Below are 12,734 nucleotides of genomic sequence, written 5' to 3'. Positions count from 1 at the left end.
GTTGGAGTTGTGATCGCTCCGGGCAAGGCGTGGGACGCAGGGAATGGTGTTCCCTTCTCAAGTCCCACAACGCAGGCCGGAGCGATCACAGCTCCAACCCGAAGGGCCGTGCCCCACAAAGCGCAATCCGTCGTTATTCGTCGTTCATTTGGAAAAACCAAACTTCTCTCCTCATGCCTAGTCTTGCGCTTTGTGGGGCGACGGCGCGCCCGTCATTTGCACCGAACACCCCCTACTCGTCAGCGAGCGTTGCAGCCATTGCAGAAGCAGGTCGGCGAAGATGGCCAGGAGACTGACCAGTACGGCGCCGACGATCAGCATCGACATGTCGCTGCGGCTGATGGAAGCAAGAATGAGCACACCCAGGCCGCCGGCGCCGATGGTGGCGGCGATGGTCATGACGCCGATGTTCATCACCACGGCGGTGCGAACGCCGGCGAGAATCACCGGCACGGCGATCGGCAACTCGACCATGCGCAGGCGCTGGCCGAAGGTCATGCCGATGCCACGGGCCGCTTCGCGAATCCCCGGCTCGACGCCGGTCAGCGCCAGGTAGGTGTTGCGCATGATCGGCAGCAGGGAATAGAGGAACACCGCGGTGATCGCCGGCAGCGGCCCCAGGCCCTGGCCGAACTTGGAATAGAACGGCAGCAGCAGGCCGAACAGCGCGATGGACGGAATGGTCAGCAGCACGGTGGCGCTGGCTTGCAGCGGACCGGCCAGGGTCGGGAAGCGGGTCATCAGGATACCCAGGGGCACGCCGAAGAGGATCGCCAGGGTCACGGCGATGCCCACCAGGGTGATGTGCTGCCAGGTCAGCTGGATGACTTGCGGCCAGTCGAGATGGGAAAAGGCGTTGAGCAATTCCATGGCTTTTTCCTCCCTCAATTCAGTGGATGCTGGCGCAGGAAATCTGCGGCAACGGCGGATGGGCTTTCATGGTCGACGTCGACCCGGGCGTTGAGCTGGCGCATGGTCTGGTCGTCGAACAGTTCGGCCAGTGGCTTGAGGTCGGCGGCCAGTTGCGGGTGGGCGTCGAGGTAGGCCTGGCGCACCACGGGGGCCGCGGTGTAGTCCGGGAAGTAATGCAGGTCGTCGTCCAGCAGCTTCAGGTTGAAGGCGTTGAGCCGGCCGTCGGTGGTGTAGACCAGGCCGGCGAACACCTGGCCGTTACGCAGGGCGGTGTAGACCAGCCCGGCGTCCATCTGCCGGATGTTCTTGCGGGTCAGGTCCATGCCGTACAGCTTGACCATGCCTTGCAGGCCGTCGGAGCGGTTGGCGAACTCGGTGTCCAGGGCGATCAGGTGGTGGTCCTGACGCTCGGCGTCGAGGACGTTTTTCAGGTCGCTGACGCTGTTGATCTGCGGGTATGCGTCCGCGACGTTTTTCGGCAAGGCCAGGGCGTAGGTATTGCTGAATTTCGACGGCGTCAGCCAGACCAGGCCTTTTTTTCCGTCGAGTTCCTTGACCCGTTCATAGGACTGTTGGCTGTCGAGTTTTTCCGTCACGTGGTTGTAGGCCACCAGGGACACGCCGGTGTATTCCCAGAGCATGTCCAGCTGCCCGCTTTCGTGGGCGCTGCGCGCCAGGTTGCTGCCCAGGCCGCCGGTGACCCGGGTGTCGTAACCCTTGCTGCGCAGGTACTGCGAAGTGATTTCCGCCAGCAGCGTCTGCTCGGTGAAGACCCGGGCGCCGATGCGGATCACCGGCTTTTGCGCGGCTTGGGCAATTCCTGCGCACAGCAGGACGCAGCCTATGATCAAAGCTATTTTTTTCATGTGAATTCCTTCGCGCAGGCTTAAGACGGGCGCAGGCCGCGTTCCAGCCAGAGGCGGCTGGCCAGTGTCACCAGGCCGTCGAGCAGCAGCGCCAGTAAGGCGGTGCAGGCCGCGCCAAGCAGCAGTTGCGGCTGATTGTTCAGGGCGATGCCGGGGAAGATCAGGCTGCCGAGGCTGTTGGCGCCGATCAGGAAGGCCAGCGGCGCGGTGCCGACGTTGATCGCCAGGGCCACGCGCACGCCACCGATGATGATCGGCACGGCGTTGGGCAGCTCGACTTTCCACAGCACCTGGCGCGGGGTCATGCCGATGCCGACGGCGGCTTCCTTGAGGGAGCCCTGGACGTTTTTCAGGCCTTCGTAGGTGTTGCGCACGATGGGCAGCAAGGAGGCGAGGAACAAAGCGAAGATGGCCGGCCCGCTGCCGATGCCGAGGATCCCCAGGGCGATGGCCAGGACGGCCAGGGGAGGGACGGTGTTACCGATGTTGAACAGCTGCATGAAGCGCTCGGCACGCCCGACCATCTGCGGTCGGCTGAGGAAGATGCCGGCGGGTATCCCCACCACGAGGGCGGCGAACATTGAAGCGAGTACCAGGTACAGATGGGCTTGCAGGTAAAACAACAGATCGTCGCGGTAGTGTTCGATCGTACTGATGCCGATCCAGTGGACCAGCAGGGCCAGGAGAGCGATAACCGCCGCGCCTCCTATCAGCCCTTTGCCATAGCGAATAGCCACAGGCGGACTCCTTTTTTATGTCGGCGAGCCTTCTTTCGTGTGGCAAGGCCATGCCTGGCTGCCAAAAGAACGGTCGCGAGAAGCAGCTCGTCGATGCGCTGGAAACAGCGCCGGATCGAGCCATACGCATAGCCTCGTCAGGCTAACTTGCTGATTTTTCTACCCCTGACGAAAGCTCGTAACAGGGGAGTGGACGCCTCCACCTTTTAAAAGGTTCCATATTTGGCAACGTTTGGCCACCCTCAATCCCATTACTCCGATATCTCTGATGCCTGGCCGCCCGTAGCCGCCTGTAGCCGCTGCCGAGCGCAGCGAGGCTGCGATCGGCGGCGCAGCCGTCGCAAAACCAGGCGACGCGGTGGTTCAGTCAAACCGTGTATTCAGTGTTTGCGAGCGCTACATCGGAATGCCGCCCAGCTCGATCGCAGCCTCGCTGCGCTCGGCAGCGGCTACAGGGAACGTACAGGGCAAGGGTTGCAGAGGCTCCAGGCCGAACGGTGGTCCGTGGAGCTTGCTTTGCGCTATACTCGCCGCCCTTTTTTTGAATCACCTGCCAGGCGATTTCCCATGACCAAACAGGCCGCCGAAGTCGCGAAACGCCGCACTTTCGCCATTATTTCCCACCCGGATGCGGGTAAAACCACCATCACCGAGAAGCTCTTGCTGATGGGCAAGGCGATTGCCGTTGCCGGTACGGTGAAATCCCGCAAGTCCGACCGCCACGCCACCTCCGACTGGATGGAGATGGAGAAGCAGCGGGGTATTTCCATTACCACGTCGGTCATGCAGTTCCCTTATCGCGAACACATGATCAACCTGCTCGACACCCCGGGCCACGAAGACTTCTCGGAAGACACCTACCGGACCCTGACCGCGGTGGACTCGGCGCTGATGGTGCTCGACGGCGGTAAGGGCGTAGAGCCACGGACCATCGCCCTGATGGACGTCTGCCGTCTGCGCGACACGCCGATCGTCAGCTTCATCAACAAACTCGACCGTGACATCCGCGACCCGATCGAACTGCTCGACGAAATCGAAGCGGTCCTGAAGATCAAGGCGGCGCCCATCACCTGGCCGATCGGGTGCTACCGCGACTTCAAGGGCGTGTACCACCTGGCGGGCGACTACATCATTGTCTACACCGCCGGCCACGGCCACGAGCGCACCGAAACCAAGATCATCGAGAAGCTCGATTCCGATGAAGCCCGTGCCCACCTGGGCGACGAGTACGAGCGTTTCATCGAGCAGCTGGAACTGGTGCAGGGCGCCTGCCACGAGTTCGACCAGCAGGAGTTCATGGACGGCCAGCTGACCCCGGTGTTCTTCGGTACCGCCCTGGGCAACTTCGGGGTCGACCACGTTCTCGACGCCGTCGTCGACTGGGCGCCGCTGCCGCTGGCACGCGTGGCCAACGAGCGCACCGTCGAGCCACAGGAAGAGAAGTTCACAGGCTTCGTGTTCAAGATCCAGGCGAACATGGACCCGAAACACCGCGACCGGATCGCCTTCATGCGCATCTGCTCGGGCAAGTACGAGAAAGGCATGAAGATGCGCCACGTGCGCACCGGCAAGGACGTGCGCATCGGCGATGCGCTGACCTTCTTCTCCTCCGAGCGTGAACAGCTCGAAGAAGCCTACGCTGGCGACATCATCGGCCTGCACAACCACGGCACCATCCAGATCGGCGATACCTTCACCGAAGGCGAGGCCCTGGGCTTCACCGGCATCCCACACTTCGCCCCGGAGTTGTTCCGCCGCGTGCGCCTGAAGGATCCGCTGAAATCCAAGCAACTGCGCCAGGGCCTGCAACAGCTGGCCGAAGAAGGCGCGACCCAGGTGTTCTTCCCCGAGCGCAGCAACGACATCATTCTCGGCGCCGTTGGTGTGCTGCAGTTCGACGTGGTCGCCAGCCGCCTGAAAGAGGAATACAAGGTCGAGTGCTCCTACGAGCCGATTACCGTGTGGTCCGCGCGCTGGATCGATTGCAGCGACAAGAAGAAGCTCGAGGAATTCGCCAACAAGGCCGTGGAAAACCTCGCGCTGGACGGCGGCGGTCACCTGACCTACCTGGCCCCGACCCGGGTCAACCTGGCGCTGATGGAAGAGCGCTGGCCCGACGTGAAATTCCGCGCGACCCGCGAGCATCACTAAGGTCTGAGCGACGCCTCACAAAAAAGCCCCGCGGCCCCAAACCGCGGGGCTTTTTTGTGCCCGTGGATAGGTGATGCCCGCACACCCTGCGGGGCAGGGATCGAACCGTGCATGCTGCTGTAGGAGCGAAGCTTGCTCGCGATGGGCTGCGTAGCAGCCCCAAAACCTGCCACCACTATTCTGCCGGAATCCCATTGCCCGAATGGACGCCATCGCGGGCAATCGAGCGTCGACCGGCAGTTCCTACAGATACGTGGTGTGCTTGTAGATCGCGAATCAAATCCCGCATACCCCCGTAGGAGCGAGGCATAACCGCAGGTTTTAAGGCCTAGTCGAAAGCCGTCTATCCAGTGGGCGAATAGATAGCTTGCTATCTGGCAAAGCACCGGCTTCGGGGCTAGGTTTCATACGAAGCCTCGCCTTGCAGGTCAGGGCCTGTGGCCATTATTGATTCACCTACGCAAAGGGACGGAATCAACATGAATGTTTTCCAACGGGTTGTGCTGTTGCTCAAGGTGCTGGTGCTGTTGTCGCTCGGCCTGTCTGCGGCCTGGGCCAGTGACCAGGCGGCGCGGGTGCCGGGTTTCTGGGGGCCTGGGCATCTGCAGAACGGGGTGCAGATGATCGCCAAGTCGGAGTCCGAGCCGGGCGATCAGGGGCAGGGTGGCAGCGCGGACGATGACGATGCGACGACCGACGAGCCGGATACCGACAGCGAAGACGAGGCTAGCCAGGGCTGAGCTTGCGTCTGCGGAAAAAAGAAAACCCCCTCTGCCGGACTGATGCGCAATCCGACAGAAGGGGCTTGGTCAACACTGATCAGGCGCCGCGAGCAACCGCGGCGCCTTTTTCTTGCCGGGTCAGCCGAGGAACTGCTCGGCGTAATGGCAGGCCACCTGGCGGGTGTCGAGCAGGCGCAGGGCCGGCTCTTCGGTGCTGCAACGCTCGGTGGCATACGGGCAGCGCTTGTGGAACGCGCAGCCGGATGGCGGGTTCAACGGGTTGGGCAATTCACCGACAATCTTGATCTTCGGCTTGTCCGGGTCCGGGTGAATGGTCGGCGTGGCCGACAGCAGCGCCTGGGTGTAGGGGTGCAGGGGACGGGTGTAGATGTCCTCTTTCGGGCCCATTTCCACCGGCCGGCCGAGGTACATTACCATCACGTGGTCGGCGACGTGACGCACCACCGCCAGGTTGTGGGAGATGAACACGTAGGCGGTGTTGAACTCCTGCTGCAGGTCCATGAACAGGTTCAGCACCTGGGCCTGGATCGACACGTCGAGGGCCGAGGTCGGTTCGTCCGCCACCAGCACTTTCGGTTGCAGCATCATCGCCCGCGCCAGGGCGATACGCTGGCGCTGGCCGCCGGAGAACATGTGCGGGTAGCGCTGATAATGCTCGGGGCGCAGGCCCACCTGCTTCATCATCGCCTGGACCTTGTCCCGCCGCTCGCTGGCCGACAGCTTGGTGTTGATCAGCAGCGGTTCGGCCAGTTGATCGCCGATCTTCTGCCGGGGGTTGAGCGAGGCGTAGGGGCTCTGGAACACCATCTGCACGTCTTTGCGCAGTTGCTTGCGCTGGGCCTTGTCGGCGCCGGCGACTTCCTGGCCGGCGATTTTCAAGGACCCGGAGGACGGCTCTTCGATCAGTGTCAGGGCGCGGGCCAGGGTGGATTTGCCGCAGCCGGACTCGCCGACCACCGCGAGGGTCTTGCCGGCTTCCAGCTCGAACGACACGCCGTTGAGGGCGCGCACGGTCGCATGGCCCTTGAACAGGCCGCGGGACACTTCGTAGTGGCGGGTCAGGTTGCGGGCGGTAAGAACGACGGCCATTACGCCACCTCCTGATTCAGCGGGTAGAAGCAGCGCGCGAGGCTGGCGGCTTTCGGGTCGAGGCTTGGACGTTGCTGACGGCAGTTTTCCTGCACGTACGGGCAGCGTGGCGACAGCAGGCAACCTTGCGGACGGTCGTAGCGACCGGGAACGATGCCCGGCAGGGTCGACAGGCGCGCCGCGCCCATGCTGTGCTCGGGAATCGCCGCCAGCAGCGCTTCGGTGTAAGGATGGGCGGGGATGTCGAACAACTCCGGCACCTTGCCCACTTCCACCGCTTGCCCGGCGTACATCACGCACACGCGCTGGGCGGTTTCGGCGACCACGGCCAGGTCGTGGGTGATCAGCACCAGGCCCATGTTCTGCTCGCGCTGCAGGTTGAGCAGCAGGTCCATGATCTGCGCCTGGATGGTCACGTCCAGGGCGGTGGTCGGTTCGTCGGCGATCAGCAGTTTCGGCTCGCCGGCAATCGCCATGGCAATCGCCACGCGCTGGCTCATGCCGCCGGACAGTTGGTGCGGGTAGGCGTCCATGCGGCTGGCGGCGCCCGGGATCTCGACTTTTTCCAGCAGTTCGATGGCGCGCTTGCGGGCCGCCTTGCCGGACATCTTCAGGTGCAGGCGCAGCACTTCCTCGATCTGGAAGCCCACGGTGTAGCTCGGGTTCAGCGCGGTCATCGGGTCCTGGAAGACCATGGCCAGGTCCTTGCCGACGATCTGCCGGCGTTGCCGGGCGCTGAGCTTGAGCATGTCCTTGCCGTCGAAGCTGAGGGCGTCGGCGGTGACGATGCCGGGATGCTCGATCAGCCCCATCAGCGCCATCATGGTCACGGACTTGCCGGAGCCGGATTCGCCCACGATGGCCAGGACTTCGCCCTTGTCCACGTTCAGGTCCAGGCCATCCACCACGGGAACGGCCTGGGCGTCGCCGAAGCGCACGTTGAGATTCTTGATTTCTAGCAGTGACATGGGAATCTCCTCAGGCGGCGTTCTTGAGTTTCGGGTCCAGCGCATCGCGCAGGCCGTCGCCCATCAGGTTGATTGCCAGCACGCTGAGCAAAATGGTCAGACCGGGCAGGCTCACCACCCACCAGGCGCGTTCGATGTAGTCGCGGGCCGAGGCCAGCATGGTGCCCCACTCAGGGGTAGGCGGCTGGACGCCAAGGCCGAGGAAGCCCAGGGCCGCGGCATCGAGGATCGCCGAGGAGAAGCTCAGGGTCGCCTGGACGATCAGCGGCGCCATGCAGTTGGGCAGCACGGTGATGAACATCAGGCGCGGCAGGCCGGCACCGGCCAGGCGCGCGGCAGTCACGTAGTCGCGGTTGAGCTCGCCCATTACCGCGGCGCGGGTCAGGCGCACGTAGGACGGCAGCGATACCACGGCGATGGCGATCACGGTGTTGATCAGGCCTGGGCCGAGGATGGCGACGATCGCCACGGCCAGCAGCAGGGACGGCAGGGCCAGCATGATGTCCATCAGACGCATGATGGTCGGGCCGAGCAAGCGCGGGAAGAACCCGGCGAACAGGCCCAGGAGGATGCCCGGGATCAGCGACATGACCACCGATGACAGGCCGATCAGCAGCGACAGGCGCGAACCAGTGATCAGGCGCGACAGCAGGTCGCGGCCCAGTTCGTCGGTGCCGAGGATGAATTGCCATTGGCCGCCTTCGAGCCAGACCGGCGGGGTCAGCAGGAAGTCGCGGTATTGCTCGCTCGGGTTATGCGGGGCGACCCAGGGCGCGAAGATCGCGCAGAAGATCACCAGCAGCATGAACAGCAGGCCGGCCACCGCGCCCTTGTTGCGCGAGAACGCCTGCCAGAATTCCTTGTACGGCGAGGGGTACAGCAGGCTTTGATCCACGGCCACGGCGGATACGGCTACTGAGGAGGTTGGAGTGCTCATGAGTATTGTCCTCAGCGCTGGTGGCGAATGCGTGGGTTGGCAAAGCCGTAGAGGATGTCCACCACGAAGTTGACCAGGATCACCAGGCAGGCGATCAACAGGATGCCGTTCTGCACCACGGGGTAGTCCCGGGCGCCGATGGCTTCGATCAGCCATTTGCCGATGCCGGGCCAGGAGAAGATGGTTTCGGTCAGGACCGCGCCGGCCAGCAGGGTGCCGACTTGCAGGCCGACCACGGTCAGCACCGGGATCAGCGCGTTGCGCAGGCCGTGCACGAACACCACGCGGGCGGGCGACAGGCCCTTGGCCTTGGCGGTGCGGATGTAGTCTTCGCGCAGCACTTCGAGCATCGAGGAACGGGTCATCCGTGCGATCACCGCCAGCGGAATGGTGCCGAGCACGATGGCCGGCAGGATCAGGTGGTGCAGGGCGTCGAAGAAGGCGCTGGTGTCATCGGCCAGCAGGGTGTCGATGAGCATGAAGCCGGTTTTCGGCTCGATGTCGTAGAGCAGGTCGAGCCGTCCGGAAACCGGGGTCCAGCCCAGGCTCACGGAGAAGAACATGATCAGGATCAGGCCCCACCAGAAGATCGGCATCGAGTAGCCCGCGAGGGAGATGCCCATCACCCCGTGGTCGAACAGCGATCCTCGTTTCAGCGCGGCGATCACCCCGGCCAGCAGGCCGATCACGGCGGCGAACAGCATCGCGGCCGAGGCCAGTTCCAGGGTCGCCGGGAACAGGGAAGTGAATTCGGTCCACACACTCTCGCGAGTCCGCAGGGATTCACCCAGGTCGCCCTGGGCGAGTTTGCCGATGTAGTCCAGGTACTGGGCATACAGCGGTTTGTTCAGACCAAGGCGTTCCATTGCCTGGGCATGCATCTCAGGGTCTACCCGGCGCTCGCCCATCATGACTTCCACGGGATCGCCGGGAATCATGCGAATCAATGCGAACGTCAGCAAGGTGATGCCGAAGAATGTGGGAATCAACAACCCCACACGGCGGGCAATAAAACTAAACATCTTCTGGTGTACCTCATCAGCCGGTTAGGCGTGTCCGGCATCCCTGGGGTCAGGGATGCCGGGCGTTTCTTATCTACTTCACCTGGGTCGTAGCGAAGTTGTTGGTGGTCAGGGGGCTCTGGTGGTAGCCCTCGACGTTCTTGCGCATTGCGGTGAACATTTTCGGATAGGCCATGGGGATCCAGGGTTGTTCCTTGTCGAAAATGTCCTGGGCCTGTTCATAGAGTGCGGTCCGTTTGGCCGGCTCGGACTCGGCGCGGGCCTGATCGATCAGGCTCTGGAACGCTTTATTGCACCAGCGAGCGTAGTTTTCGCCGTTTTTGGCGGCCTCGCAACTGAGGTTGGGGGTCAGGAAGTTGTCCGGGTCCCCGTTATCCCCCGCCCAGCCGGCGGAAACCATGTCGTGCTCGCCGTTCTTGGCGCGCTTGAGCATCTCGCCCCATTCCATGACGCGGATATCGATCTTGAGGCCGATCTTCGCCAGGTCGGACTGCATCATCTGCGCGCCGAGCAGCGGGTTGGGGTTGGTCGGGCCACCGCCGTTGCGGGTGAACAGGGTGAAGACCGTGCCTTCCGGCACGCCGGCTTCCTTGATCAGGGCGCGGGCCTTGTCCAGGTCGCGGGCCGGGTTGCCCAGGCTGGCGTTGAAGCCCAGCAGGGTCGGCGGGTAGGGGCCGGTGCCGACCACCGCGTTGCCCTTGCCGTACAGGCTGTTGACGTAGGCTTCCTTGTCGAAGGCGATGTTGATGGCCTGACGGACACGCGGGTCGCTCATGTATTTCTTGGTGGTGTTCAGGGCGACGTAGCCCACGGTCATGGCGGCCAGGTCGTCGACCTTCAGGTTGGTGTCGGCCTTGATGCTCGGGATGTCGTCGGGTTTCGGATACAGGGCGACCTGGCACTCGTTGGCCTTGAGTTTCTGCAGACGCACGTTGTTATCGGTGGTGATCGCCAGGATCAGCGCGTCGGCTGGTGGCTTGCCACGGAAGTAGTCCGGGTTGGCCTTGAACCGCACCTGGGCGTCCTTGGCGTAGCGCTGGAAGATGAACGGGCCGGTGCCGATCGGCTTGCTGTTGAGGTCGCCGGGCTTGCCGGCCTTGAGCAGCTGGTCGGCGTATTCGGCCGGGAAGATCGAGGCGAAGGCCATGGCCACGTCGGCCAGGAACGGTGCTTCGCGACGGGTCAGGGTGAAGACCACGGTGTGGTCGTCGGTTTTCTCGACGCTTTTGAGCAGCTCCTTGAAGCCCATGCTCTCGAAATAGGGGAAGCCCACGCTGGACTTGTCATGCCACGGGTGTTTCGGGTCCAGCTGGCGCTGGAAACTCCAGAGCACGTCGTCGGCGTTCATCTCGCGGGTCGGCGTGAAGTAATCGGTGCTGTGGAACTTGACGCCTTTGCGCAGGTGGAAGGTGTAGGTCAGGCCGTCCGGGCTGATCTCCCAGGACTCGGCCAGGGCCGGCTCGATGTCCGTGGTGCCGGGCTTGAAGTCCACCAGGCGGTTGAAGATGGTTTCCGCCACCGCGTCGGCAGTGACTGCAGTCGTGTACTGGACCATATCGAAGCCTTCCGGGCTGGCTTCGGTACAGACCACCAAGGGCTTGGCCGAGACGCCTGCGGCGACGCTCAGCAGTGCGGCAGCGATGGCCGCTCTCAGGGATAGCATTTTCATCTAGAACCCTCTGCAATCGGTTGAACCAGAGTAGCTGGAATGGCGAATTCATCATGAATTCGCCAACCAGCCGGTGTGTTTTTAGAGAATGTTGAACGGGATGGTGGTGACCAGACGGAACTCGTTGATGTTGCCGTCGGCCTGGTGTTCGCTGGCCCGGTGCGTAGTGTAGGTCGCACGAATGGCGGTGGCCTTGAGCGGACCACTCTGGACTGCATAAGACGCGCCAATGCCGTATTCGTAGTGGGTTTCGCCATCCATCAGGCTCAGGTCGCCGCGCTTGGCGCCTGGGTCGGTGTAGGCGGTGCCACGGTAGTGGGTACCGTCGATGCCCCAGCCACGCGCCTGGTAGATGTTGAACTTCAGGCCTGGTACGCCGTATTCGGCCATGTTGAGGCCGTAGGCGATCTGGAAGGACTTCTCGTTCGGGCTGTTGAAGTCCGAAAGCAGGGAGTTGGCCAGGTAGATACCGTTGGTTTCGTGCAGGTAGTCGAAGTACTCGTTACCGTTCACTTCCTGGTAGGAGAAGGTCAGGCTGTGCGCCTGGTGAGCCAGGCCGAGCGACAGCGAGTAGGTGTCGTTGTCGATCTCGCCCATCAACTTTTTGCCTTCGTCGACGGTCTTGTAGTAGTTCAGGCCGGTGGTCAGGCTCAGTACCTGGCTGTCACCCAGTTCGTGGGTGGCGCCGAAGTAGTACTGGTTCCAGAAGTCTTCGACCTTGGCGCCATACAGGCTGGTCTTCAGGCTCTTGAACGGCTGGTAGTTCACGCCTGCGGTGTAGACCTTGTCGGTTTCCACGCCGGTGGCGGAGTACTCGGTACGGAATTTCGACAGGCTCTGTTCGCTGCGTGGCGAAACGCGGTCGAAGCCGGCCAGGTCGAACGACAGGTTGTTCAGCTCTTCGCTGTGCAGGCTGATGCCTTCAAAGCTGGAAGGCAGCGCACGGTTGCCGATGACGTCGATGATCGGGGTGCTGAAGTTCTGGCGACCGGCGGTCAGCGTGGTATTCGATACCCGGAACTTGACGTTGGCCAGGCCCAGTTTGCTCCACTGATCTACCGCGTCGCCGTTGGAGTCCGCCAGGGTACGGTTGGAGCCACCGGCAATGTCCTTGCGATCACGGTCCAGCGCGATGGCGTTGTAGGCAGCCACTTCGGTGCTGACGCCAACGGTGCCCTGGGTGAACCCCGAGGTGTAGTTGAGGATGGTGCCCTGGACCCAGTTGATACGCCGGGCGGTCGGGGTCTTGGGTGCAGTGGGATCGTTTTTGACGCTGTTTTTCTTGTAGCTGAAGGTGTCGTCACGACGCTTCAGTTCATTGGCGTACCAGTTGCGGGTGGTGCCCCCAAGGCTCTGTCCGTCAATGAAACCCTTGGCTTCGCTTTGGGCGTTGGTACCGGCCAGGGTCGTCGGAACGAATTCCTGGCTCACGCTTTCCGCATGGGCCATGGCCGTGATGCTGCTGATGGCCAGGGCCAGTAACGCGGTGTTGCTCGGTTTCATGGGTGAAGCTCCTTTGCTTTCTTTATTTTTATGCCGGTCTTTTTGGTTGACCGGCTTTTGCTTTACAACTCACTCAAGGCATAGCAAACGTTTGCATGAGGCGTGAACGCCGAATTCAGGCAACAAATTTGCGTGGG

11 protein-coding genes are annotated in these 12,734 nt (G+C 62.7%); 2 read left to right on the top strand and 9 right to left on the bottom strand.

The genetic code is table 11. The features are described from left to right. Positions 1–177: 177 nt before the first annotated feature. The 3 genes from J4D28_RS03395 to J4D28_RS03385 are packed head-to-tail and all read right to left on the bottom strand — an operon-like array spanning position 178 to position 2,515. Entirely contained in the window at positions 178–870 is a 693-nt protein-coding gene (locus J4D28_RS03395; RefSeq protein ID WP_016701686.1) for an ABC transporter permease, read from the bottom strand. 14 nt (positions 871–884) lie between these two features. After that, positions 885–1,778, bottom strand: a complete 894-nt coding sequence (locus tag J4D28_RS03390) for a glycine betaine ABC transporter substrate-binding protein (protein ID WP_009046961.1) — start codon at positions 1,776–1,778, stop codon at positions 885–887. 20 nt (positions 1,779–1,798) lie between these two features. Beyond that, positions 1,799–2,515 (bottom strand): ABC transporter permease, encoded by a 717-nt coding sequence (locus tag J4D28_RS03385; protein WP_028681655.1) that lies wholly within the window; start codon positions 2,513–2,515, stop codon positions 1,799–1,801. A gap of 567 nt (positions 2,516–3,082) precedes the next feature. On the opposite strand from J4D28_RS03385, the gene J4D28_RS03380 reads away from it, so the two are divergent. Together J4D28_RS03380 and J4D28_RS03375 are read left to right on the top strand one after the other, a co-directional pair. Further along, complete coding sequence (locus J4D28_RS03380; protein ID WP_009046963.1) at positions 3,083–4,666, top strand: peptide chain release factor 3; 1,584 nt, start codon at positions 3,083–3,085, stop codon at positions 4,664–4,666. A gap of 479 nt (positions 4,667–5,145) precedes the next feature. After that, complete coding sequence (locus J4D28_RS03375; RefSeq protein WP_016701688.1) at positions 5,146–5,406, top strand: hypothetical protein; 261 nt, start codon at positions 5,146–5,148, stop codon at positions 5,404–5,406. 120 nt (positions 5,407–5,526) lie between these two features. Here J4D28_RS03375 and J4D28_RS03370 read toward each other — a convergent pair whose 3' ends face one another. The 6 genes from J4D28_RS03370 to J4D28_RS03345 form a co-directional block, all read right to left on the bottom strand. Then, complete coding sequence (locus J4D28_RS03370; protein WP_016701689.1) at positions 5,527–6,498, bottom strand: peptide ABC transporter ATP-binding protein; 972 nt, start codon at positions 6,496–6,498, stop codon at positions 5,527–5,529. Further along, entirely contained in the window at positions 6,498–7,466 is a 969-nt protein-coding gene (locus tag J4D28_RS03365) for an ABC transporter ATP-binding protein (RefSeq protein ID WP_009046966.1), read from the bottom strand. The genes J4D28_RS03370 and J4D28_RS03365 overlap by 1 nt, the downstream gene beginning before the upstream one ends. A 10-nt stretch (positions 7,467–7,476) precedes the next feature. After that, complete coding sequence (locus J4D28_RS03360) at positions 7,477–8,403, bottom strand: ABC transporter permease subunit (RefSeq protein ID WP_007927027.1); 927 nt, start codon at positions 8,401–8,403, stop codon at positions 7,477–7,479. Positions 8,404–8,414: 11 nt separating this feature from the next. After that, positions 8,415–9,425, bottom strand: a complete 1,011-nt coding sequence (locus tag J4D28_RS03355; protein ID WP_009046967.1) for an ABC transporter permease subunit — start codon at positions 9,423–9,425, stop codon at positions 8,415–8,417. Positions 9,426–9,498: 73 nt separating this feature from the next. Then, positions 9,499–11,094 (bottom strand): ABC transporter substrate-binding protein, encoded by a 1,596-nt coding sequence (locus tag J4D28_RS03350; protein WP_009046968.1) that lies wholly within the window; start codon positions 11,092–11,094, stop codon positions 9,499–9,501. Between the two features lie 81 nt (positions 11,095–11,175). Beyond that, on the bottom strand, positions 11,176–12,597 hold the full coding sequence (locus J4D28_RS03345; RefSeq protein WP_009046969.1) for an OprD family porin: 1,422 nt from the start codon (positions 12,595–12,597) through the stop codon (positions 11,176–11,178). Positions 12,598–12,734 lie beyond the last annotated feature (137 nt).

Source organism: Pseudomonas sp. GW531-T4 (genome assembly GCF_017349615.1).
Taxonomy (GTDB): Bacteria; Pseudomonadota; Gammaproteobacteria; order Pseudomonadales; family Pseudomonadaceae; genus Aquipseudomonas; species Aquipseudomonas chlororaphis_I.
Note: the sequence above shows the minus strand (reverse complement) of the source record. Positions and strands in the feature narration are given on the sequence as shown.

Excerpts from the sequence above, each read along its gene's own strand:
- J4D28_RS03380 (WP_009046963.1), top strand. The coding sequence starts at position 3,083 with ATGACCAAACAGGCCGCCGAAGTCGCGAAACGCCGCACTTTCGCCATT.
- J4D28_RS03365 (WP_009046966.1), bottom strand. The coding sequence starts at position 7,466 with ATGTCACTGCTAGAAATCAAGAATCTCAACGTGCGCTTCGGCGACGCC.
- J4D28_RS03390 (WP_009046961.1), bottom strand. The coding sequence starts at position 1,778 with ATGAAAAAAATAGCTTTGATCATAGGCTGCGTCCTGCTGTGCGCAGGA.
- J4D28_RS03355 (WP_009046967.1), bottom strand. The coding sequence starts at position 9,425 with ATGTTTAGTTTTATTGCCCGCCGTGTGGGGTTGTTGATTCCCACATTC.
- J4D28_RS03360 (WP_007927027.1), bottom strand. The coding sequence starts at position 8,403 with ATGAGCACTCCAACCTCCTCAGTAGCCGTATCCGCCGTGGCCGTGGAT.
- J4D28_RS03350 (WP_009046968.1), bottom strand. The coding sequence starts at position 11,094 with ATGAAAATGCTATCCCTGAGAGCGGCCATCGCTGCCGCACTGCTGAGC.
- J4D28_RS03375 (WP_016701688.1), top strand. The coding sequence starts at position 5,146 with ATGAATGTTTTCCAACGGGTTGTGCTGTTGCTCAAGGTGCTGGTGCTG.
- J4D28_RS03370 (WP_016701689.1), bottom strand. The coding sequence starts at position 6,498 with ATGGCCGTCGTTCTTACCGCCCGCAACCTGACCCGCCACTACGAAGTG.
- J4D28_RS03395 (WP_016701686.1), bottom strand. The coding sequence starts at position 870 with ATGGAATTGCTCAACGCCTTTTCCCATCTCGACTGGCCGCAAGTCATC.
- J4D28_RS03345 (WP_009046969.1), bottom strand. The coding sequence starts at position 12,597 with ATGAAACCGAGCAACACCGCGTTACTGGCCCTGGCCATCAGCAGCATC.